The organism is Rhodococcus sp. NPDC079359, from assembly GCF_040702585.1.
Taxonomy (GTDB): Bacteria; Actinomycetota; Actinomycetes; order Mycobacteriales; family Mycobacteriaceae; genus Rhodococcoides.
The window spans coordinates 280,046-300,916 of the sequence record NZ_JBFBLH010000007.1; the positions used below are offsets into that span (position 1 = coordinate 280,046).

Annotated in this window: 19 protein-coding genes; 10 read left to right on the forward strand and 9 right to left on the reverse strand. The window is 65.7% G+C overall.

Going from position 1 to position 20,871, the window contains the following annotated elements:
* Window positions 1–151: 151 nt before the first annotated feature.
* On the forward strand, window positions 152–2,275 hold the full coding sequence (locus AB0362_RS18490) for an MFS transporter (protein WP_366236024.1): 2,124 nt from the start codon (window positions 152–154) through the stop codon (window positions 2,273–2,275).
* A 203-nt stretch (window positions 2,276–2,478) separates the two neighbouring features.
* On the opposite strand, the gene ilvD is transcribed toward AB0362_RS18490, so the two are convergent.
* Entirely contained in the window at window positions 2,479–4,194 is a 1,716-nt protein-coding gene (gene ilvD, locus AB0362_RS18495; protein ID WP_366236025.1) for a dihydroxy-acid dehydratase, read from the reverse strand.
* A gap of 223 nt (window positions 4,195–4,417) precedes the next feature.
* On the opposite strand from ilvD, the gene AB0362_RS18500 reads away from it, so the two are divergent.
* From AB0362_RS18500 to AB0362_RS18515, 4 genes are read left to right on the forward strand one after another with little or no spacing between them, the layout of a single operon-like run.
* Window positions 4,418–5,419 (forward strand): nitroreductase family protein, encoded by a 1,002-nt coding sequence (locus AB0362_RS18500; protein WP_269595220.1) that lies wholly within the window; start codon window positions 4,418–4,420, stop codon window positions 5,417–5,419.
* Window positions 5,416–6,318 carry a universal stress protein gene (locus tag AB0362_RS18505; RefSeq protein ID WP_366236026.1) on the forward strand — a complete coding sequence of 301 codons (903 nt, stop codon included), beginning with the start codon at window positions 5,416–5,418 and terminating at the stop codon, window positions 6,316–6,318. The genes AB0362_RS18500 and AB0362_RS18505 overlap by 4 nt, the downstream gene beginning before the upstream one ends.
* Window positions 6,315–6,677: a hypothetical protein gene (locus AB0362_RS18510; RefSeq protein WP_269595218.1), complete on the forward strand. Its 363-nt coding sequence runs from the start codon at window positions 6,315–6,317 to the stop codon at window positions 6,675–6,677. Before AB0362_RS18505 ends, AB0362_RS18510 begins: the two co-directional genes overlap by 4 nt.
* A 37-nt stretch (window positions 6,678–6,714) precedes the next feature.
* Entirely contained in the window at window positions 6,715–7,593 is an 879-nt protein-coding gene (locus tag AB0362_RS18515; protein ID WP_366236027.1) for a universal stress protein, read from the forward strand.
* A 14-nt stretch (window positions 7,594–7,607) separates the two neighbouring features.
* Here AB0362_RS18515 and AB0362_RS18520 read toward each other — a convergent pair whose 3' ends face one another.
* Both AB0362_RS18520 and AB0362_RS18525 read right to left on the reverse strand, forming a co-directional pair.
* On the reverse strand, window positions 7,608–9,044 hold the full coding sequence (locus tag AB0362_RS18520) for an MFS transporter (RefSeq protein WP_366236028.1): 1,437 nt from the start codon (window positions 9,042–9,044) through the stop codon (window positions 7,608–7,610).
* Window positions 9,041–9,640, reverse strand: coding sequence for a hypothetical protein (locus AB0362_RS18525; protein WP_366236029.1), 600 nt, complete (start codon window positions 9,638–9,640; stop codon window positions 9,041–9,043). Before AB0362_RS18525 ends, AB0362_RS18520 begins: the two co-directional genes overlap by 4 nt.
* 86 nt (window positions 9,641–9,726) lie before the next feature.
* Here AB0362_RS18525 and AB0362_RS18530 point away from each other — a divergent pair, with 86 nt between their 5' ends.
* Together AB0362_RS18530 and AB0362_RS18535 are read left to right on the forward strand one after the other, a co-directional pair.
* Entirely contained in the window at window positions 9,727–10,776 is a 1,050-nt protein-coding gene (locus AB0362_RS18530; protein ID WP_366236030.1) for an ATP-dependent DNA ligase, read from the forward strand.
* 2 nt (window positions 10,777–10,778) lie between these two features.
* Window positions 10,779–11,864: a DNA polymerase domain-containing protein gene (locus AB0362_RS18535; RefSeq protein ID WP_366236031.1), complete on the forward strand. Its 1,086-nt coding sequence runs from the start codon at window positions 10,779–10,781 to the stop codon at window positions 11,862–11,864.
* A 134-nt stretch (window positions 11,865–11,998) separates the two neighbouring features.
* Here the strand turns inward: AB0362_RS18535 and AB0362_RS18540 are convergent, their stop codons facing one another.
* A complete protein-coding gene (locus AB0362_RS18540) occupies window positions 11,999–12,385 on the reverse strand; it encodes an SdpI family protein (RefSeq protein ID WP_366236032.1) in 387 nt (128 codons plus the stop codon).
* Between the two features lie 143 nt (window positions 12,386–12,528).
* Window positions 12,529–14,385 (reverse strand): Na+/H+ antiporter NhaA, encoded by a 1,857-nt coding sequence (nhaA, locus tag AB0362_RS18545; protein WP_366236033.1) that lies wholly within the window; start codon window positions 14,383–14,385, stop codon window positions 12,529–12,531.
* Window positions 14,386–14,607: 222 nt separating this feature from the next.
* Between nhaA and AB0362_RS18550 the strand changes: the two genes are divergently transcribed.
* Window positions 14,608–15,633 (forward strand): putative zinc-binding metallopeptidase, encoded by a 1,026-nt coding sequence (locus tag AB0362_RS18550; RefSeq protein ID WP_366236034.1) that lies wholly within the window; start codon window positions 14,608–14,610, stop codon window positions 15,631–15,633.
* A 118-nt stretch (window positions 15,634–15,751) separates the two neighbouring features.
* The gene (locus AB0362_RS18555; RefSeq protein WP_366236052.1) at window positions 15,752–16,492 is read left to right on the forward strand and encodes a GAF and ANTAR domain-containing protein; all 741 of its coding nucleotides are present in this window, start codon (window positions 15,752–15,754) and stop codon (window positions 16,490–16,492) included.
* Window positions 16,493–16,519: 27 nt separating this feature from the next.
* On the opposite strand, the gene AB0362_RS18560 is transcribed toward AB0362_RS18555, so the two are convergent.
* The 4 genes from AB0362_RS18560 to AB0362_RS18575 are packed head-to-tail and all read right to left on the reverse strand — an operon-like array spanning window position 16,520 to window position 19,642.
* Window positions 16,520–17,185 (reverse strand): SAM-dependent methyltransferase, encoded by a 666-nt coding sequence (locus AB0362_RS18560; protein WP_366236035.1) that lies wholly within the window; start codon window positions 17,183–17,185, stop codon window positions 16,520–16,522.
* Entirely contained in the window at window positions 17,182–17,931 is a 750-nt protein-coding gene (locus tag AB0362_RS18565) for a PIG-L family deacetylase (protein WP_366236036.1), read from the reverse strand. Before AB0362_RS18565 ends, AB0362_RS18560 begins: the two co-directional genes overlap by 4 nt.
* Window positions 17,925–18,920, reverse strand: coding sequence for an acyl-CoA dehydrogenase family protein (locus tag AB0362_RS18570; RefSeq protein ID WP_366236037.1), 996 nt, complete (start codon window positions 18,918–18,920; stop codon window positions 17,925–17,927). Before AB0362_RS18570 ends, AB0362_RS18565 begins: the two co-directional genes overlap by 7 nt.
* Window positions 18,917–19,642 (reverse strand): glycosyltransferase family 2 protein, encoded by a 726-nt coding sequence (locus AB0362_RS18575; protein WP_149406890.1) that lies wholly within the window; start codon window positions 19,640–19,642, stop codon window positions 18,917–18,919. Before AB0362_RS18575 ends, AB0362_RS18570 begins: the two co-directional genes overlap by 4 nt.
* A gap of 296 nt (window positions 19,643–19,938) precedes the next feature.
* Here AB0362_RS18575 and AB0362_RS18580 point away from each other — a divergent pair, with 296 nt between their 5' ends.
* The gene (locus tag AB0362_RS18580; RefSeq protein WP_366236038.1) at window positions 19,939–20,850 is read left to right on the forward strand and encodes a L,D-transpeptidase; all 912 of its coding nucleotides are present in this window, start codon (window positions 19,939–19,941) and stop codon (window positions 20,848–20,850) included.
* Window positions 20,851–20,871 lie beyond the last annotated feature (21 nt).

Sequence of the window (20,871 nt, forward strand, 5' to 3'; positions counted from 1 at the left end):
GACAACATCTAGCACGATCGCGGGCGGGGAGTGTGGTTGCCGCCACAAAAGATTGCCGATCCTAGTCGACGCTTCCTAAGCTGCACAGCACTGTGCAAGGTGTGTCTCGCACTTTGCCAACGGGGGGGAACACACGATGACACTGCTTGCGATGACGCCTGTCCAAGATATGCACAAACCGTACCCACGACGCTGGTCGGCGCTGGTGGTGTTGTGCCTGAGCCTGCTGATCGTGGTCATGGCCAACACGTCCCTGTTGGTCGCGGCACCGTCGATGACACTCGACCTCGGTCTGACGAGTAGCGACCTGCAATGGGTGATCGACGGCTATACGGTCCCTTACGCGTCGTTGATGTTGCTGTGCGGGGTGATCGGAGATCGCTACAGCCGCCGCGGCGCTCTGATTCTCGGTCTGATCATCTTCGTCGCCGGATCTGTGGCCGGTGCACTCACCGATGCCACCCTCGGGGTTATCCTGGCCCGCATCGTCATGGGTGTTGCCGCAGCCATCGTCATGCCCGCCACCCTGTCGCTGTTGGTCGCGACCTTCCCCAAGCGGGAACGCGCCACCGCTGTCACCGTGTGGGCGGCAACCTCGGGACTCGCCATCGCGGCCGGGCCGCTGTTGGCGGGCTGGTTGCTCGAGAGCTTCACCTGGCACTCGACGTTCCTGATCAATGTTCCGATCGCGTTGGCCGCCATCGTCGGTGCCGTCGTGCTGGTCCCGCCGTCACGGGCCGTCGACCCGGGTGCGATCGACTGGATCGGTGGACTGCTGTCGGTGCTGGCCGTGTCGACCATCGTGTACGCCATCATCGAGGGGATGCACTTCGGCTGGACGGTAGGGCCGCTGTACTTCGCGCTCGTCGGGCTGCTGTCGGTCGTCGGCTTCGTGGGATGGGAACTGCGCCATCCCACTCCGTTGCTCGACGTTCGCATGTTCTCTTCCCGCATCCTCAGCGGTGCCACTCTCGCGGTGCTGATCTTCTTCCTCGTCACGTTCGGCGCGATCTACTTCGTCGCCCAGTACCTCCAGTTCGCTCTCGGCTACGGTCCGGTGTCCACCGGCGTTCACCTCCTGCCGTTGGCCGGCGCAGTCTTCGTCGGATCCGGAATCACGATGTGGCTCACGCCGAAGCTGGGACCGCGCGTCACCGTCACCGCAGGCATGATCGTGGGAACGCTGTCGGTCGTCTCGCTCATCGGGATCGACTCGACCGCAACGTATTCCGACTTTCTTCCGGTGCTGACGCTGCTCGGTCTGGCAATCGGACTGTCCGTCTCGCCCTGCACCGACTCCATCATGGGCGAGTTCCCGGACAGTAAGCTCGGGGTGGGCGGCGGCCTCAACGACACCGCCCTCGAACTCGGCGGATCGCTCGGTATCGCTGTGCTCGGATCGGTGCTCGCCGCGTCCTACCGCAAGGGCATCGAAGGATTCCTGCAGACCTTCCCCGGCAAGCAACCGAACGGCCAGTACACCGGGCAGGCGGCGGAAGGGCTTGCGGCATCGCAGGATTCGTTGGCCGGTGCGGTGATCGTCTCCGACGTCATCCGTGACCAGAACGCATTCCTCAGTGGGTTCGCCGACAATCTGGAGGCCAATGCCGTCGCGGCGTTCGGTGACGCAGTGGTGCACACGAGTGTTGTTGCCGCCGTCGTGTTCGGCGTCGGCACGGTGATCGTCGCGCTGCTCATTCCGTCCAGGAACGCGACTGCGGCGACGTCGTCGGAGAAGATCGAGTTCGAGCCGATCGTGCCCTTCGTCGCGCCGTCGGCAAAGGACCCGGTTGCCGATCGTGAGGTCGCCGAGCTCGAGCAACTGCTGGAGCGGCCGTCGGCGAAGCCCCAGAATTCCGGCGCACGGCACGCGTTGCGCACCGCGGAGGACACCGCACCGACACCTGCGCGCACCGTGGCCGAGCCGGCTCTGGTGGACGCCGAGCTCGAGCGTCCCAGCATCTATCAGCTGGCCTCGAAGGTGTACGAGTTCGACGCCTCCGTCGCCCGACAGGCCACGGTGGACAGCAAGTCCGGCGACCGCGTGACGATCCACCAGCTCGCTCTGTCCAACCTGGCGCGCACCCGACGCGTCGAGGCCGAGGAAGCCCTCGACGCAGCGCTCGAACTGAGCGACCTGCCGGTTGCGCCCGCACCGCAGCCGCCCGAACCCACCGAGCCGCTGCAGACCTTCTACCAGCGAGCCAGTAAACAACACGCCAACTGCACGGCATTCAAGGAACGCTCGAGCTCCATGTGGGCAATGCCGCTGTAGTCGCACTCCGCCCGCCTCTTGCCCGCCCGCCCGCGCACCCACACCACGTCCGCGTCAATGGACCATTGCACCGCCGAGACGTATGCAAAGTGCCATCGACGCGCACGGTGTCCTTGCGTGAATGGACCATTGCAGCGCCGAGACGTATGCAATGGTCCATTGACGCGGCAGGGGGGCAGGGGGGGCGGGCGGGAAGGGGACGGCTAGATCAGCACCGCACCGTTCGAGGCCGATCCGACCAGCTTGGAGTATTTGGCCAACACTCCTCGGGTGTAGCGCGGCGGCAGTGGTGCCCAGCCCTGTGCGCGGGAGTCCATTTCGGCTGCGTCGACGAGCAGGTCGAGGGTGCCCTTGCCGACGTCGAGTCGGATCTGGTCGCCGTCGCGGACGAAGGCGATGGGTCCGCCGTCGACTGCCTCGGGTGCCACGTGTCCGACGCAGAGGCCGGTGGTGCCGCCGGAGAATCGGCCGTCGGTGAGCAGCAGGACGTCCTTGCCGAGTCCGGCACCCTTGATGGCTCCGGTGATTGCGAGCATCTCGCGCATTCCCGGCCCGCCCTTGGGTCCTTCGTAGCGGATGACCACGACGTCGCCTGCTGCGATGGTGCCGTCTTCGAGGGCGTCCATGGCCGCGCGTTCACGCTCGAAAACTCGTGCGGTGCCGACGAAGACGTCGGAGTCGAAGCCTGCGGACTTGACGACGGCCCCGCCCGGAGCGAGTGACCCCTCGAGGATGGTGATGCCGCCGGTCGGGTGGATGGGCTTGTCGAGCGCGCGTAGCACCTTACCGTCGGGATCGGGCGGTGCAATGTGAGCGAGGTTCTCCGCCACGGTCTTCCCGGTGACCGTCATGCAGTCGCCGTGCATCAGGCCTGCGTCGAGCAGAGCCTTCATCACGACGGGAACCCCGCCGATGGCGTCGACGTCGGTCATGACGTGCTTGCCGAACGGCTTGACGTCGGCCAGGTGGGGAACCTTCGCGCCGACGCGGGTGAAGTCGGCGAGGGTCAGGTTCACCTGCGCCTCGTGGGCGATGGCCAGGAGGTGCAGTACCGCGTTGGTCGAGCCGCCGAAGGCCATGACGACGGCGATGGCGTTCTCGAAGGCTTCCTTGGTGAGGATGTCGCTGGTGCGGATGCCGCGTCGCAGGAGATCGACGACGGCCTCGCCGCTGGCGTGGGCGAATCCGTCGCGTCGGCGATCGGGAGCGGGGGGAGATGCGCTGCCGGGCAACGACATTCCCATCGCTTCGGCGGCGCTGGCCATCGTGTTGGCGGTGTACATTCCGCCGCAGGCACCTTCGCCGGGGCAGATGGCGCGTTCGATGGTGTCGACGTCGGCGCGTGACATGAGTCCTCGTGAACAGGCACCGACGGCCTCGAAGGCGTCGATGATCGTCACCTGGTGCTCGCTGCCGTCGGACAGGGTCGCGAACCCGGGCAACGTGGAGCCGGCGTAGAGGAAAACACTCGCCAGGTCCAGACGCGCTGCGGCCATGAGCATTCCGGGCAGCGACTTGTCGCATCCGGCGAGCAGGACGGAACCGTCGAGACGCTCTGCGCTGATGACGGTTTCGACGCTGTCGGCGATCACCTCACGGGAGACCAACGAGAAGTGCATGCCCTCGTGACCCATCGAGATACCGTCGGACACCGAAATGGTGCCGAATTCCAGCGGGTAGCCGCCGGCGGCGTGGACGCCCTTCTTGACGGCCTTCGCCAGACGTTCGAGCGAGAGGTTGCACGGGGTGATCTCGTTCCACGACGACGCGACGCCGATCTGGGATTTGCCCCAGTCTTCGTCGCCCATCCCGACGGCGCGGAGCATGCCGCGCGCTGCCGTTTTCTCCAGTCCGTCGGTGACGTCGCGACTGCGCGGCTTGACGTCGATGTCTTCGTGGGGATTCTGCGGGGTCGTCATGACTCTCCTGAGCGGTCGGCGGACGGTCGCGTCCTCAGGTTCCGCTCCTGAGTCGCATTCACCGTCAACACTAAACCTGTGGTTGCGGCTCTCGATCGGCATGCACCCAACTCGTACGTCTCGAGTGCCCTTCATCGAGTGACGAATGGCCCTGTCGAGCACCACCAGCTCGGGGAGAGAGTGAGTGTGTCACCGCATCGCGGTGGGAGTCCGAGGAGAGACGATGAACGATCAGCCGGATACGGCCGTGGTGGAGATGCTGGTGGAGCTCGCGTGTCGCGCTCCGTCGGTGCACAACAGTCAGCCGTGGAGGTGGATCTACTCCGAGCACGTACTCGATCTGTACACCGACAGCTCGCGCGTGCTCGGGGCGATAGACCCGACCGAGCGGCAGATGGTGATGAGCTGCGGGGCTGCCTTGGACCACCTGCAGAAGGCCGCGGCAGCCAACAGGTGGACGGCAGAGATCGACCTGTTGCCGACCCCGGGTGCACCGGATCACCTCGCGCGTGTTCGTTTCGTACACGACGCGCATCCCCGGTCGCACGAGTTCGACCTGCTCACTGCGATCAATCGGCGGTACTCGGATCGGCGAGCGTTCGGGCCGGTGCCGAGCAATCGCGATCTGACGCGATACCTGGGTCAGGAGCACTACGGCACCGAGATGACAGTCCTGTCGGCCGAGTCCAAAGAGACGTTGGCGAAGGCATCGACTCTGAGTGCGAGCGTACGTAAGTACGACGCGACGTATCAGGCGGAGATCAGATGGTGGGCCGGGCACGCGTTCCGATCGGGAGGAATTCCGCCCGAGGCTCTGACGAACCGCGCGGATGCATCGAGGGTGCAGGTCGGACGAGTGTTCCCCGAACCGCACCGGGTTGCCGCGACCGTGACACACGAGCCGGTCGAGGACGAATCCACCGTGGTGCTGCTCGAGACGTCATCGGACGAACGCCTGGATTGGCTGCAGAGCGGTCGAGCCATGTCTGCCTTCCTCTTGGCAGCGACAGCGGACGGACTGGCGACGTGCCCGTTGACGCACATGACGGAACAGTCGGGTAGCAGGCGCTTGGTCGAGTCTCTCGCTGCACGCACTGGCGTCGCGCAGGTGCTGATTCGAGTCGGTAAACCGATGATCGGCTCACCGCCACCCCGAACCCCACGACACGCGGTCGCGTCGGTGCTCTCGGCACCCGCCCGCGCAACGAACAGGAGACGATCGTGATTCTCGCAGGACACCAGAAAATCGTTGTCGGCGTCGACGGCTCGCCCGCCAGTATCGACGCTGCCCGCTGGGCGGCCACCCTGGCCGAGAAGGTGGATTCTCCGCTGCTGATCGCCGGGGCAGTCCAGCAACCCGTGTTCTACATGGGCGAGCCCGCAACGGTGGTGCCGAGGGAGGTGTGGGACGAGCAGCGGCGCGCGGCCGAACGCGTCGTCACCGACGTTGCCACCGCGGTGCTGGCCCATCATCCGAATCTGGCCGTGACCACCTCGGTGGAGGAAGCGACCGCCTGCACGATGATGGTCGGGCACTCCCGCACCGCGCGCATGCTCGTCGTCGGCAACTCCGGTTCCGGCCCGATCGTGTCGGCGTTGTTCGGGAGCACGGCGCAGGAGACCTCGAACGCGGCTCTGTGTCCGGTGATCGTCTGGCGGGAGGGAGTCGGCACCGTCGACGCACCGATCCTCGTCGGTATCGACGGCAGTGCGACGAGTGAGGTGGCCGTCGAGCAGGCCTTCGATCTGGCGTCGCTGTTGGGTGTGCCGATGATCGCCGCGCTTGCCTGGAGCTCGTTGTCCCAGGGGGCGGCGCTCTCCCTGCCTGGATCGCCCGACAGTGCCGAGATCGAGCGCGAGCAGCGAATGCTGCTGTCGGAATGTCTTGCCGGATGGAGCGAGAAGTATCCGGACGTATCCGTCGAACATATTGTGCAACAGGGTAATCCAGCGCATCTGTTGATAGATCTGTCCAAGCGCGCCGGCCTCGTGGTGGTCGGCAGTCACGGACGGGGAGTGGTGGCGAGAGCACTGTTCGGATCGACCAGTAGCAACCTCACGCGGCACGCGCGCTGCCCGGTGATGATCTGCAGAGACACGACGACAGCGGGGACTCGACGATGACGAACGACGCACGAGCAGCGGCAGGCACCCGGCGGATGGAGACCGATTCCATCACCGTCGACAGTCCGGCATCGACAGGGTCGACGGTGTTTCCGGTGACCACCGCGTCGACCGGCGGCACCGTGTACGCGGTGATGATCGCCGAATACGGACCGCTCGCTGGAACCTCCCCGGACGGACACGATCTGAGAACAGCGGTGCTCGGCCGGTGGCCGGGGGTGCGCGTGTTCGAGCGGCGCAGCACCGGTGTCAGCGGGGCCGACCCGCGCGGCTACGAGACCTTCTACGTCGAGCTCGAATCGAGCGGATGCCGCACCGATATCGATACCGACGAAGTATCTGCCCTGTTCCACCCCTGACCGACCCGACGGCTTCCCATCGAGACAGGAACACATCATGAGCAATTCCACCGACCGCGTGCTTCCCATCCTGGTGGGCATCGACGGCTCCACCGAGGCCGATGCCGCAGCGCTGTGGGCGGCCACCTACGCCGCGAAGACACATGCGTCCGTTCGGTTGATTCACGCTGTCCCCGAAGGGGATTGGTACGGATCGGCAGCGTTCGTCGACGGCGGTGCGCTCGAGCGGGACCTCCGCATGATCGGGCGAAAGCATCTCACCCGCGCGGCCGGAGCGATGCACGACGTTGCACCCGACGTGTCCGTCGACATCGTCAGCGTCGACGGCACCATCGCGTCGTACCTGTCGAATGCCGATGCCGAATTGATCGTGCTGGGATCGAGGAAGTCGAGTGCACTACGAGACCTGACGTTGGGCAGCAACACCCTTCGGGTCGTCACGCACGCCCGTTGCCCCGTACTGCTGGTGCGTGGTGGTGGGGAGAGCGTCGATCCCGCCCGGCCCATCGTGGTGGGCGTCGACGGAAGTGAGCAGTCGGATCGAGCGTTGAGTGCAGCGCTCGAGTTCGCCCAGACCGTCGGTGCACCGGTGGTCGCGGCGAACTACTGGGGATTCGCGGCCCAGCCGGGCCTGGGAACGGGATTCGAGGAGATCGACTGGGTGAGCATTCGCGCGCACGAAAAGCATTGGCTCGAAACGCATGTGGAGAAAATGCACGAGAAGTACCCCGATGTTGCACTGACGACCGTGAGCGCCCAATCGAGCCCGACGCGAGGCCTGCGGGCGATGTCGGCGTCGGCGTCGATGCTCGTGGTGGGTTCTCGGGGTCGAGGTGCTCTGCGTGGGACGATTCTGGGGTCGGTCAGTCAGAATCTCGTTCACCACGCCGACTGCTCGGTGCTGATCGTGCGATGACCCAGTGCGGTGAGTCACGCGCTCCGACGCGAGGCAGGTGGCGGTGAGCCGATGTCGCAGTGCGGGGGACAGTTCGACGCGTCGTCGCCGGTGCCGCGGATCAGTACCGCCGCGATGACCGCACCGATCACCAGCAATCCGGCGCACATCAGCATGGCGGTGTGGAAGCCGTCCGAGAACACCTCCGGCGCAGCGTAATCGGATCCAGCGATACCGGCGAGTGCAGGGAGCGCGGCCACAGCGAGCAGTTGGCTGGTGCGGGCCACGGCATTGTTGACACCCGACGCGATTCCGGCACGATCGGTCGACACCGCGCCCAGAACCGCTCCGGTCAGCGGGGCCACCAGAGCGGACAATCCGAGCCCGAAGACGAGAACCGCGGGCAGAACGTCTGTGGCGTAGGTGGATCCGGGTCCGATGCGCAACATCAGCAACAGCCCCAGTGCCGAGAGCAGCGGCCCGACGGTCATCGGAACACGAGGTCCGATGCGTCCGGCAATTCTGCCCGCGCGGGCGGACAGGACGAGCATCAGAGCGGTGATCGGCAGCGTGGCCACCCCGGCCGCGATGGGTGAGTAGCCCACGGCGAACTGCAACTGCAGCACCAGAAGAAAGAACACGCCGCCCAGAGCCGCGTACACGGCGAAGGTGACGAGGTTGGCCGCCAGGAACACTCGGGAGGCGAACAGTGACGGCGGAACCAGTGGATCGTGCGAGCGACGCTCGATCACCACGAACACCCCGGCCGCGACGACACCCAGAGCGAGCGCGAGAGCATGTGACTCGATCAGACCGTATGTGAGCAGACCCAGCGCCGCCGCAACGGTCACCGCTCCCGGTACGTCGAGTCGGCCGGATGCGTGCGGATCTCGGCTCTCGGGAACATGTTTCGCTGCCACCCACACGACCACGACGGCGAGCGGGATGTTGATGAGGAACACCGAACGCCACCCGACGGCGTCGACCAACCAGCCGCCGAGCAACGGACCGACCGCGGACGCGACACCGCCGAGACCCGACCACAGACCGATCGCAGCTCCTCGATCCTCGGCCCTGATGGAGGCCGAGATCAGCGCGAGAGAACCCGGCGTCAACAAGGCCGCACCTACTCCCTGCAGCAGCCGCGCCGCGACCAGCACCTCGATGCTGGGAGCGAGCCCGCACAGCACCGACGCGGCCGCGAACCAGACGGTGCCCCAGACGAACACCCGCCTGCGCCCCAGCCGGTCACCGAGGGACCCGCCCAGCAGAATCAGCGAGGCCAGCGTCAACGTGTAACCGCTCAGCGTCCACTGCAGACCGGTGACGCCCGAACCGAGATCGCGACCGATCGCGGGTAACGCGATATTGACCACGGTGGCGTCGAGCATCGCCAGAGCCGAACCGAGCACCGTGGCTGCGACGATCCAGCGCCCCCGAGCGCTCGAGACCGAGATGTCGGTGGCGGTCACAACCGTTCGACGCAGACGACGAAGTTGCGTGAGTCCTTCTCGAATCCGTACAGCGCGGGGTCGGGGCAGTCGTCGACGGACGAGGTGCCCTGCAGGATGGTCACGACGCGGCGGGTGTCGGCACCGGGGGTCGCGCAGTCGATCCGCTGAGCGAATTCACCGACGAGGTCCATGCATCCACCGACCTGCCAGTCGATGTCGAGGCACAGGGCTCCCTGTTCGATGTCGAAGTAGGTCTCGTAGTAGTACTGATCGGCATCCGCGGGGCACTCGGCCGAGGTGGGCGTCTTGGCGAAGACGACATAGTTGGACTGCGGAGATCCGCAGGTCGCGTTGTCGATGGCCGCCTCGTCGACGGTTCCGCCCAGGGCCACGCACTCGCCGATCTCCACGTCGATGTCGACACTGCCGCCGTCGTCGATGTCGGTTTGCGGTGTGGTGGTGGGCGGGGTGGTGGTCGTGGTGGCGGGAATGGTGGCACCGGAGATGGCGACGGCGGTACCGGACACTTCCGAGGCGCACCCGCCGAGTATCAGCGCTGCGCACGACGACAACGCGAGCACGAGAGCGCGGACCGAACGACTGGATGACGCCATGGTGAGTCCTGCCCTCGTAGGTTCGACCGTGCTCGTGTAGAAAATATCGGACTCGCTCGTCGGCTGCATGAGGCAGGATGAACTGCGTGGATCTTCCTCTTGCCGTGCCGGTCGCACCGATGCTCGCCAAAGCCGCGAAAGTGGTGCCCGCACAGCCCGAGGACGGGCCCGCGGTGTGGTCGTACGAGCCGAAATGGGACGGGTTTCGCGCGATCGTCTTCCGTGACGGAGACGAGGTGGTGCTGGGGTCACGTGGCGGTAAGGACCTGGCACGCTATTTCCCGGAGTTGGTGGAGGCAGTCAAGGCCGAGCTGCCCGAGAGGATCGTCGTCGACGGCGAGATCGTCGTCCCCCGCGAGAAGGACGGATCCACTCGTCTGGACTGGGAGTCGCTGTCCGAACGGATTCATCCCGCGGCGAGTCGGGTGACCATGCTCGCGGAGAAGACTCCCGCGCAGTTCATCGGCTTCGATCTGTTGGCCGTCGGCGACGAGGACCTGACGGGTGAGCCGTTCTCGACGCGGCGAGCGAGACTGCTCGACGCGGTGGGTACCGGCGGGACGAGCTGTCACGTCACCTCTGCCACCGACGATGCGGCGGTGGCCGAGGATTGGTTCGAGCGTTTCGAGGGTGCCGGGCTCGACGGTGTGGTGGCCAAGAAGCTCGACGGTCTCTATCTGCCGAACAAGCGCGAGATGGTCAAGATCAAGCATGCGCGTACCGCCGACTGTGTGTTGATCGGCTACCGAATCCACAAGTCCGGCAACGGTATCGGATCTCTGCTCCTCGGTCTGTACGACGGCGACGACCTGCGCATGATCGGCGGCGCGTCGGCCTTCACCGACAAGCGCCGGCTGGAACTGCTCGAAGAACTCGAACCGCTCCGGCTCGGCGACGACGTCACGTACGACGGTGAAGCGACACGCTGGAATTCGTCCAACGACCGCAACTGGATCCCGGTGCGTATCGAGCGAGTCATCGAGGTGGCCTACGACCAGATGGAAGGGGCTCGGCTGCGGCACGTGGCGCGGTTCCTGCGGTGGCGACCCGATCGTGAGCCGCGCTCGTGCGCGTACGACCAGCTCGAGGTTCCGGTGCGCTACGACGTCGCCGACGTCATTGCCGGGGGACGGTAGCCATGGCCGCGAAAACACCACCGGCGTTCGTGCAGGCCGGCGAGCGCGAAGTGCGAGTGTCGAGCCCCGATCGCGTGATCTTCGAGGCCACCGAACGCACCCCGGAGATCACCAAACTGCAGGTGTGCGAGTACTTCGCGGCCGTCGGGGAGCCGCTGATGCGGGCGATCGGTGACCGCCCCACCGCGATGGAGCGTTGGCCCGACGGCTATCGCGAGGGCATGCGATTGGCACTCGGACCCCAGGACAAGGAGGGCGACGGTTTCTATCAGAAGCGGTTGCCCAAGGGCGCGCCCGAGTGGATCGAGACGGTGAAGATCGCGTTCCCCAGCAAGCGCACCGCCGAAGAGCTGTGCCCGTCCGAATCCGCGTCGCTGGTGTGGGCGGCGCAAATGGGCACGCTGACCTTCCATCCGTGGCCGGTGCGGCGACCGGACGTCGACCATCCCGACGAGCTCCGGCTTGACCTCGATCCGCAGCCGGGAACCACGTTCGCGGACGCCCTGCGAGTGGCCGACGTGACCCGAGAGCTGTTGGAGGAGCTGGGTTTACGCGGCTACCCGAAGACGAGCGGGAATCGGGGCATTCACATCTACGTCCGCATCGAGCCGCAGTACACCTTCGAGCAGGTGCGCCACGCGGCCATCGGTCTGGGCCGAGAACTCGAACGACGCGACGACGGGGTGACCACCAACTGGTGGAAAGAGGAACGCGGAGAACGCATCTTCATCGACTACAACCAGAACAATCGAGACCGAACCATCGCCAGCGCGTGGAGTCTGCGGGCCCGGCCGGGTGCGACGGTGAGCACTCCGATGACGTGGTCGCAGTTGGCAGATGTCACCGATCCACGTGAATACAACCTCGTCACGGTGCCGGAGCTGGTTCAGGACGGAGACCCGTGGGCCGATATGGACGAGCAGGCCTACTCCCTCGAACCCCTTCTGCACCTGTGGGAAACACTGCCGGGTGGGGAGCTGAACTTCCCGCCGGATTACCCCAAGATGCCCGGCGAACCGCCCCGAGTGCAGCCGTCGAAAAAGGTCGCCGAGCACTGGGATGCCGAGGGGAATCGAACGGAGAGCTGACGGAGTCGGGCAACGTTGCACACTACGACGCCGTATCGACGGGATTCAGTCGACGCGGACGCGTTCTGTGCAACCTTGCCCGGGCGCGGTCCCCATGGCGATGTCTCTGTCGAGACTGCCTGCACGGAAATCCATCACTCGACGCGTGCATGTCGTTTCGCTTCGCGGTCGGCCTTGATTCCGCTCAGGGTCAGGATGACGGTTCCGCCGAGTGCCAAGGCCACCGAGAGCGTCAGCATGGCCGTGGCGGGGACAGAGCCCAGGACCAGTAGCCCGGCGATCAACACCGCTGATGCGAGGCACTGGGTGCCGCCCGCCATCATGTAGGGATATGCGGCTCTGTGGCCGGCGACCCAGGCTTCCTTGCTGGACTTGGTGGCCCGCGTTTTGATGCCGATCAACGAATTGGGTTCTTGGTCGGGGTCTTTGGTCACCAATGCGGTCACGTACACCGTCAGCGACAACACGAACAGTGTCAGCGCGATCGCTCCCGTTATCGCGCGCGCGGATTCTGCGTCCACGGTCGGTCCCTCCTGCTGCCATACGCCTCACTGCAGCATACCGTCCGGTCTACTTCGAGTCGCCGGGCAAGGTTGCACACTACGAAGCCGTATCGACGGGATCCGGTCGATCGAGCCGTGTTCTGTGCAACCTTGCCCACGACTCACATGGATTCGAGTTCCCGGATCAATGTCGCCGCATCGTATGGTCCGATGTGCCTGGTCAGGTTCTTGTCGCCGCGTCCCAGGTAGAAGGTCGGGGTGCCGTCCACGTCCGAGGACGATGCGTCGAGTTCGTCGTCCTCGACGCGAACGACGTGATCGCCGGTGCGGATGTCGTCCTCGAATTTGTCCATGTCGAGGCCGAGTTCGCGTGCGTAGCCGTCGATGTCGTCGGGTTCGAGAGCATCACTGTTGCGGAACAACAGATCGGCCATCTCCCAGAACTTGCCCTGCGCTGCGGCGGCCTCGCTGGCGTACGCGGCGTAGCGGGCGTGCGGGTGATAGTCGTCGAGCGGCAGGTGTCGGTAGACGTAGCGCAGGTCGTCGCCGAAGTGTTTGCGTACCTCGGCGACGCTGCCGGTTGCCTTGCTGCAGAACGGGCACTCGAAATCCGCGTACTCCACGATCGTCAGTGGTGCGTCCACCGGACCGCGGATGTGATCGCGCTTGGCGTTCACCGGGCGCAGAATGCGCAGGGATGCCTCGGCTTTCGGCGGATGAATCTTCTCGTCGATGCGGAACAGGATCCAGCCCAACACCGCCGCGATGACCGAGGCGGCCAACACGCCCACGCGTGCCTCGTCGGCCAGGAGTTCGTCGTCGAGGGCGAGGTCGATGATGAACAGGGAGATCGTGAACCCGATGCCGGACATCGCCGCACCACCGGCGATGTGCGACAGCGTCAGTCCCGGAGCGAGGGAGGACGGCCGTAGTTTCGCGAAAACCGCAGAGGCAGCGGTGATTCCGACGAGCTTGCCGAGGACGAGGCCGGCGATGATGCCCCAGGTGAGCGTCGAGGTCGATGCAGCTTTCAATGTCTCGGAGCTCAGCACCACGCCGGCGTTGGCGAGCGCGAAGATCGGCACGATGATGAACGCCGTGTACGGCTGATAGAGCCGCATGAGACGTTCGTTGACCGACACCGCGCGATCGAGTCCGAGGCGGGCCGCGCGGGCGTATTCGGGATTGGGTGACTGACGGAACGCGCGCGTCAGATCCGACGCGCGTTCGACCTCGGTGCGTCGCGGCGGGTAGACCGGAAGGATCAGCGCGATCATCACTCCGGCAAGCGTGGGGTGCACTCCGGACTCGTACATTGCGACCCACGTGAACAGTGCGACGACGAAGTAGCCGACTCCGCGCCACACCTCGAGCCGGCGCAGCAGGAAGATCAATCCGAGCCCGACGAACGCCAGGATCAGCGGCACCACGTCGAGGTTGTCGGTGTAGAAGAACGCGATGATCGCCAGCGCGCCCACGTCGTCCGCGACAGCGAGCGTGAGCAGGAAGATGCGCAGCCGCGCAGCCTTCTTCGGTCCGAGGACGGCGAGCGCCCCGAGCAGGAATGCGGTGTCCGTGGAGATGACGACGCCCCAGGCCTGGGCAGCGGGCCCGGACGGATTGAAGGCAAGGAACAGCAACGCAGGCGCGGCCAGGCCGGCAACGGCAGCGACGATCGGAATAGCGGCACGGGATCGGTCGGTGAGCTCACCCATCGCGAACTCGCGCTTGACTTCGAGGCCGACGACGAAGAAGAACAGCGCCATGAGCCCGTCGTTGACCCAGTGGGCCAGGTCGAGAGAGATGCCGTGCTCGCCGATGGTGATCGACATCTCCGTGTGCCAGAACGACTGATAGGTCTCGCCGAAGGGTGAATTGGCCCAGATCAGCGCGATGAGTGTCGCCGCGAGCAGAAAGCCCGCCGCCAGGGTCTCGCTGTTTCTCTCGCCGCGAGCTCGCGAGATCCGTTCGACGAAACGCGCCATCGGCCGATTCGTCGGCGTGATCTGATCTGCCATCTTCCGGCCCGCGTCCTCTCGGAGAGTGTTGTGAAGCAGTCTGTACCAACGCGGCGGTCGGCGCTTTGCTTCCACGCAGGTGGGAGAACGCAGAGTAACGTTATTGCGCCGTCGAATCCGCCGCACGGCGAGAGATGTGCACGACATATTCGACAAACGGCATTAGTCCGCACATAAACGGGAATACGAGTCCGACTCAACCCCTGCCACGAAGGAACATCCATGCGTGATTTCATCTGCCGCAAATGCGGACAGAAGCTGTCGTTCGAGAACTCACTGTGTCTGAGCTGCTCGAGCGCACTCGGCTTCCATCTGCCGAGCAGAGCCCTGCTGGTGCTCCCGGACAAGGCCGACGACGGTGTCGCCGAGGCAGAGGTGGACGGGGCCACGTGGAAGATGTGCGCCAACCTCAACACTGCGCGCTGCAACTGGCTGGTCGACACGGCCGACACCGACGAACTCTGCGTGTCCTGCCGGCTCACCCGCACTCGCCCCGCCGACGACGACGTCGACGCGATGGCCGCGTACGCCGACGCCGAGACCAACAAGCGTCGCGTCGTGCTCGAACTGACCGAACTTGGGCTGCCCATCGTGGGCCGGGACGAGGACACCGCGACCGGCCTGGTGTTCGATCTGCTCTCCAGCGCAGAACAACAGGTGATGACCGGCCACGACAACGGCTTGATCACCCTCGACCTCGCCGAGGGAGACGACGTGCACCGCGAACAGTTGCGCGTCGCGATGTCCGAGCCGTATCGCACGCTCGTCGGGCACTTCCGGCACGAGATCGGCCACTACTACCAGATGGTGCTGGTCGGAGACGGTGAGCACCGCGCGGCCTTCGAGGAGCTGTTCGGGGATCCGGATTCGAGCTACCAGGACGCCCTCGACCGCCACTACAGCGAAGGTGCGCCCGAGGGCTGGGAGGACAACTACGTCTCGTCCTACGCCACCATGCACCCCGCCGAGGACTGGGCCGAGACGTTCGCGCACTACCTGCACATCCGCGACACCCTGGACACGGCCGCAGCGTTCGGCATGGCCCCGGCCGGTTCGACGCTGGAGAGCCCGTTGCCCGGTGACGTCGGCTTCGATCAGATCGTCGACTGGTGGTTGCCGCTGTCGTGGGCGCTGAACCAGATCAACCGATCGATGGGACACCAGGACCTCTACCCGTTCGTGCTGCCGCCGATCGTCGTGAAGAAAATCGGGTTCGTGCACTCGCTGATCGCACCCAGCACACTCTGATGCCCCGCTAACGGTCGTTGAGCTTTGCCATCAGGGGCGTATCCTGTGTTGTCGGCACACCGCCGATGCCGGGATGCGCCCCTGCGCAGTAGCAGGGCTGGTGCAACAGCAGGACGAGGTGACGACCATCAGCGAGCAGACAATGGATTCGACGGGCACGCGCTCGCGGGTCAACGATTTCGAGCTGAGTCGACGGATGGCCGAGGTGGCCGAGAAGCTGCGGCGTCAGCATTCGGATCCGGATCGAGTTCTGGCCGTCATCACCGAGTCCGCGGTGGCCAATGTGCCGTCCGCAGAATTCGCGTCCATCACCACCGTGCTGCAGGGCAAGTTCGTACACAGCGCCGCGCTGTGTGGTGAGCCCGCCGGCCACTGCGACAAGATTCAGGAGCAGCTGGGCGAGGGACCGTGCCTCGAATCGGCGATCGAACAGACGACCATCAGGATCGACGACATGGACAGCGACACCCGCTGGCCGCTGTTCGCCGACGCGGCGTCTGCGCTCGGGGTCAAGAGCATGATCTGTTTCCAGCTCTACGTCGAGGGAGTCAACTTCGGCGCACTGAACCTGCATTCCACTCGTACCGACGCATTCAGTGCCGAGGCCGAGTCGATCGGTTCACTGTTCGCTGCGCACGCGGCCATCGCGTTCTCCACCGCACGCGAGGAGCAGCAGATTCGGGCCGCGTTGACCAATCGAGACCTGATCGGTCAAGCCAAGGGCATGTTGATGGAGCGCTACAACCTGAACTCGCAGGCGGCATTCGCCTTGCTGGCCAAGCTGTCTCAGGACACCAACGTCAAACTCGCCGATCTCGCCGAACAGCTGGTCATCGACGCCGCGAAATCGACCGACTGAGCCCCGTCTGCTGGAGGTCGAGCGCAGTCAGCGCACGTCGAGGCCGTCGGTGCTCGCGACCGACACCGCCGGACCGTCCGAGGCGACGAAGACCTCGATCCGAACGTCCTCGTCCAGATAGCGACTCAGTAACGCCAAACCGGTTGTTGCGGCGATGATCTCGTGCACGCGATCACCCGAGATCGGATAGTCGTCCACGTCGTGCCGCCAATGCGCTGCCACCAGAGTGCCCCCTGTTTCCAGGTGATCGACGGCGCGCGTCATCGCCGATGCGAGATCCGCGGCGTCGAGGTAGTAGCCGACCTCGCTGACGACGATCAGATCGAACGTCTCCTCGGGTGTCGGCAATGCCGACCAATGGTCGGACAACGACCACAACGCGAATTCGACTGCGGCAGTCTCACCTACACGCGTGCGGGCCGAATCGAGAGCACTGTCCACCACATCGGTCGACACCACGTGATCGCACCGGGTCGCCAACTGTTCGGTGAGCACGCCGATGGAGCAGCCGGGTTCGAGTGCTCGCCGATAGTGCGGCTTCGGTAGCGAGGCCATGGTCAATGCGTACTTGCGTCGCTCGTACCACTTGCTGTCGAGCATGAACGGATCGTCCTTGGCCGCATAGACATTGCGGAAGTAGTCGGCACCCAAGCTGGTCGGAGAACCGTGGCTCGTCCGAGAATCCATGCTCATGCGAACACCACCTCGAACGGTCGCCGGTAGCGGGCCAATATGTGCGGCGGCAACACCGCTCGATCCGCGGGGTGATCGGACAGGGGCCGGATCTGAGAATCGAACTGCTCAATGGACGCGCGTTTGGCGTCGAGAGCGTGCGGCGGGAGATCGACACGGCGGCATCGTGTCCACGGAACTGCGGGATGGTTCGGAGTTGCCCAGTGCCACATCCAGATCGGGTACTCGACCACCGGTATCCCGACGGCGTTCGACGCAGTGAGACAGGCCCGCGCGGTGGCTTCGTGGTCGGGATGACCGTCTCCGCGCCAGGGCGTCAGGCACCAGGTGCCCGGGGTGGCGTCGAGCAACGGCATCAACGCATCGGCCACCGCACCCTCGTGCTGCTCGACGGCACCGTCGGCGATCTGCAACCGCGTCGGAGGGTGGTCGATTCCCAACTCCGCCAACGCTCGTTCGGACTCGACGGGGCGTCGTGCCCGCAGATCCTCCGCCGTCACCGTCGGGGAACCGGGGTGCGAGCCGTCACCGTCGGTCACCGCGACCACCCTCACGTCGACCCCTGCCGCGGCCGCCAACGACAGCAGGCCACCGACGCCGAGCACCTCGTCGTCCGGGTGCGGGGCGACGACGACCATCGTGACGACGTCCTTCCACTGCAGACCGGGGATGGACCAGTCGGCCGACATCCAATCCGATTCGGCGGTACCGACGTCGGCTTCGGCGTCGAATGCGTTCTCTACCATGGGTTGTCCTCCTCGGCGATGTCCTGCCCGAGGGCTTCGAGATCGCGTTCGGCGTGGCTCTGCCTCAGATAGACGGTGAGATCTGCGACGCGCCGCGCATGCTCGGCATCGCTGCACAGCGGGCCGGCACCGAGAGCGCGACCGACGCGGTCGATGCACTGAGTCGCCGCGTCCTCGACCACCGCCCGCACGATGCGGGCTCGGGTCCGGGCTCGACCGGAACGGTCGAACGGATCGGCGTCCACTTCGGCGGCCGCGGTGGTCAGTGCGCTCGACGCCGCACCGAGTGCCGCTGCGATGGCACCGAGATGTGCGGCACGGTGCGGGTCCGGCCTGGTGCGGACGGCGGCGTGCAGCGTGTCCGCCACTGCGCACGCGCTACCGAACCAGGCGGCCGACACCCCGATGGCACCGTGCCAGAAGCCAGGACGGGTGAGGTAATCGGTCGGTCCGCCGACCGCAACGGCCGGGACGCTGTCGAATGCAACCGAGCCGGAATCGCTTTCGCTCATCCCCACGGCATGCCACGTGTCGGGTACCGGAGTTGCGCCCGGATGTGTCAGATCGACGGCGAACAGCCGCGGACTTCCCTCGACGCGCGCAGTGACCAGAGCGTTCGTACACAGTGACGCACCCGAGCACCACGGCTTCGTTCCGGTGAGAACCCAGCCCGAATCCTCCAGCACCGCCTCGAGAATCGGAGCAGGCGGTTCCGCAGCCCACACTCCCCAGATCTGACCGCGCTGTGGCGTCGGGCCGTCGAGTTCGTGCAGGATCGCGATCGCGTCGGTATGCGCTTCGGACCACCGGCCCAGCACCGTGTTGTGACGGCTCAGGGCGGCGAGCGACTGCCAGCGCAGATCGGTGTATCCCGAGCCGGGCAGTGCCAGGTCGAGACGACCGTCCGCCTCGAACGCCAAGAACGCCTTGCGCAGACCGGTGTCGACGTCTGCGCGGTCGGTGGATTCGAGAAAATCGGTCTCGCTCATGCGGTGGCCTCCAGGGAACGTAGGAATCCGGCCATGCCGTCGGGCGCTCTGCCGCTGAGGCGACCCGACGTCGTGACAGGGATGTCGCACACTCGACGGCACTCGATGCCGCCGAGCTCGAGGCGTCGGACCAGATCGTGGTCCTCGCCGGTGGTCAAAGGTGCAAATCCCCCGACGGAGAAGTACTCGGTCGCTCGGACGCCGAGGTTGGCGCCGTGCACGTGTGGGTGGCCGAATTCGTGCCGGTAGTGCGCGTCGTACGACGATCGCAACCCGAGGTTCTCCTCGACGTGGCCCTCGAAATCGACCGCCACTGTTCCTGCTATCGCTCGAGCGCCCTCGGCGGCATGCCGGAGATGGCCGAGCAGCCAGTTCTCACCCACCCTGGTGTCCGCATCGGTGGTGACGAACCAGGTGGCGTCGAGCCGACTGCCGTCTCGCGAGCCGGTCGCGAACCCGGCGGCTCTGGCCGCTCCGACGTTGCGATGGGCTACCTCGATCGCCGACACCGACGGGTGCCGTGCGGCGATGTGCGCCGAGTCGTCGGTGCAGGCATCGAGTACGACGACCGTCGAGACGGTCACCGCCGCCACTTCGACGGCGCGGCGCTCCGCCCGGGACAGGGCCGTCAGACAGGCGTCGAGCAGATCCTGCTCGTTGTGTGCGGGTACGACGACGACGATGTGACTGACTGGGGTACGGGGGAAAGCATCGGAGATCACGGTCCACCCTTTTCGGACACCGGACGAAGAAGAGTCCGTTTCGGAAACCGCCGGTGTCTGGACGGGATGTGCTCCCCACGCACATACCCGTTCCCCGGCTGCCGACACATGCGTCCTGGCCTGCAAAGACAGTGCTCGGGACCGGTTGCGGGAAGATACTCGTACTCGCGGTTTCTTTCGCCCGTTTCGGAAATATCCGATTAGCAAATGTCGGGGCGGTATGTGTTAATGGGCTTTGCTCACGCACAGCTCTGTCGGTGGGCATCGCGACGCAGCACGAAGGATGGTCGGGTTACATGGCATCACCGGTTCGCACACGCAGATTCGCCCGTATCGGCGCGATCGTTGCAGGTACAGCCCTTGCTGCGTCCGCCGCATTCGGTTCGGCACAGGCCGCGCCACTGTGGCCCGGCGGCCCGGACGTCTCCATTCCCGGCATGCCGGGGTCCTCGGATCCGGCTGCGCCCGCTCCCCAGCAGCAGATCGTCCCGCAGCTCGCGCCCGCGAACTTCGCCGATCCGAGCATCAGCCCCTCCGGCGGCGAGGTCGTCGGAGTCGCGCAGCCCATCGCCATCCGTTTCGACGAGGCAATCGGTGATCGTGACGCCGCACTGCGAGCCATTCGCGTCACCACGAACCCGTCCGTCGACGGCCACTTCTACTGGATCAACGACACCCAGGTCCGCTGGCTGCCGAACGAGTTCTACCCGGCGCACACCCAGGTGACCGTCAAGGCAGGCGGAGCGAAAGCAGAATTCTCCACCGGCGACTCCATCATCACCACGGCCGACGACAACACCAAGCAGATCACCGTCACCCGCAACGGCGAGGTCGTCCGCACCATGCCCACCTCGATGGGCAAGGTCGGACACGAAACCCCCAACGGCACCTACATCGTCGGCGAGCGGTTCCGCGACATGTACATGGACTCCTCCACGTACGGCGTCCCGATCGACTCCGAGGAGGGCTACCGCACGTACGTCGAGTACGCGACGCGCATCTCCTACAGCGGCATCTTCGTGCACGCGGCCCCGTGGTCGGAATCGCAGCAGGGCTACTCCAACGCCTCGCACGGCTGCCTCAACGTCAGCACCGAAGACGGCAAGTGGTTCTTCGAGAACGTCCAGAAGGGCGACCCCGTCATCGTCGTCAACACCGACGGCGGCACCCTGAGCGGATCCGACGGTCTCGGAGACTGGAACCGCTAGAGCGGCTTCGCCGCACGTGAG

Excerpts from the sequence above, each read along its gene's own strand:
- AB0362_RS18490 (WP_366236024.1), top strand. The coding sequence starts at position 152 with ATGACGCCTGTCCAAGATATGCACAAACCGTACCCACGACGCTGGTCG.
- ilvD (WP_366236025.1), bottom strand. The coding sequence starts at position 4,194 with ATGACGACCCCGCAGAATCCCCACGAAGACATCGACGTCAAGCCGCGC.
- AB0362_RS18500 (WP_269595220.1), top strand. The coding sequence starts at position 4,418 with ATGAACGATCAGCCGGATACGGCCGTGGTGGAGATGCTGGTGGAGCTC.
- AB0362_RS18510 (WP_269595218.1), top strand. The coding sequence starts at position 6,315 with ATGACGAACGACGCACGAGCAGCGGCAGGCACCCGGCGGATGGAGACC.
- AB0362_RS18515 (WP_366236027.1), top strand. The coding sequence starts at position 6,715 with ATGAGCAATTCCACCGACCGCGTGCTTCCCATCCTGGTGGGCATCGAC.
- AB0362_RS18525 (WP_366236029.1), bottom strand. The coding sequence starts at position 9,640 with ATGGCGTCATCCAGTCGTTCGGTCCGCGCTCTCGTGCTCGCGTTGTCG.
- AB0362_RS18535 (WP_366236031.1), top strand. The coding sequence starts at position 10,779 with ATGGCCGCGAAAACACCACCGGCGTTCGTGCAGGCCGGCGAGCGCGAA.
- nhaA (WP_366236033.1), bottom strand. The coding sequence starts at position 14,385 with ATGGCAGATCAGATCACGCCGACGAATCGGCCGATGGCGCGTTTCGTC.
- AB0362_RS18550 (WP_366236034.1), top strand. The coding sequence starts at position 14,608 with ATGCGTGATTTCATCTGCCGCAAATGCGGACAGAAGCTGTCGTTCGAG.
- AB0362_RS18560 (WP_366236035.1), bottom strand. The coding sequence starts at position 17,185 with ATGAGCATGGATTCTCGGACGAGCCACGGTTCTCCGACCAGCTTGGGT.
- AB0362_RS18565 (WP_366236036.1), bottom strand. The coding sequence starts at position 17,931 with ATGGTAGAGAACGCATTCGACGCCGAAGCCGACGTCGGTACCGCCGAA.
- AB0362_RS18570 (WP_366236037.1), bottom strand. The coding sequence starts at position 18,920 with ATGAGCGAGACCGATTTTCTCGAATCCACCGACCGCGCAGACGTCGAC.
- AB0362_RS18580 (WP_366236038.1), top strand. The coding sequence starts at position 19,939 with ATGGCATCACCGGTTCGCACACGCAGATTCGCCCGTATCGGCGCGATC.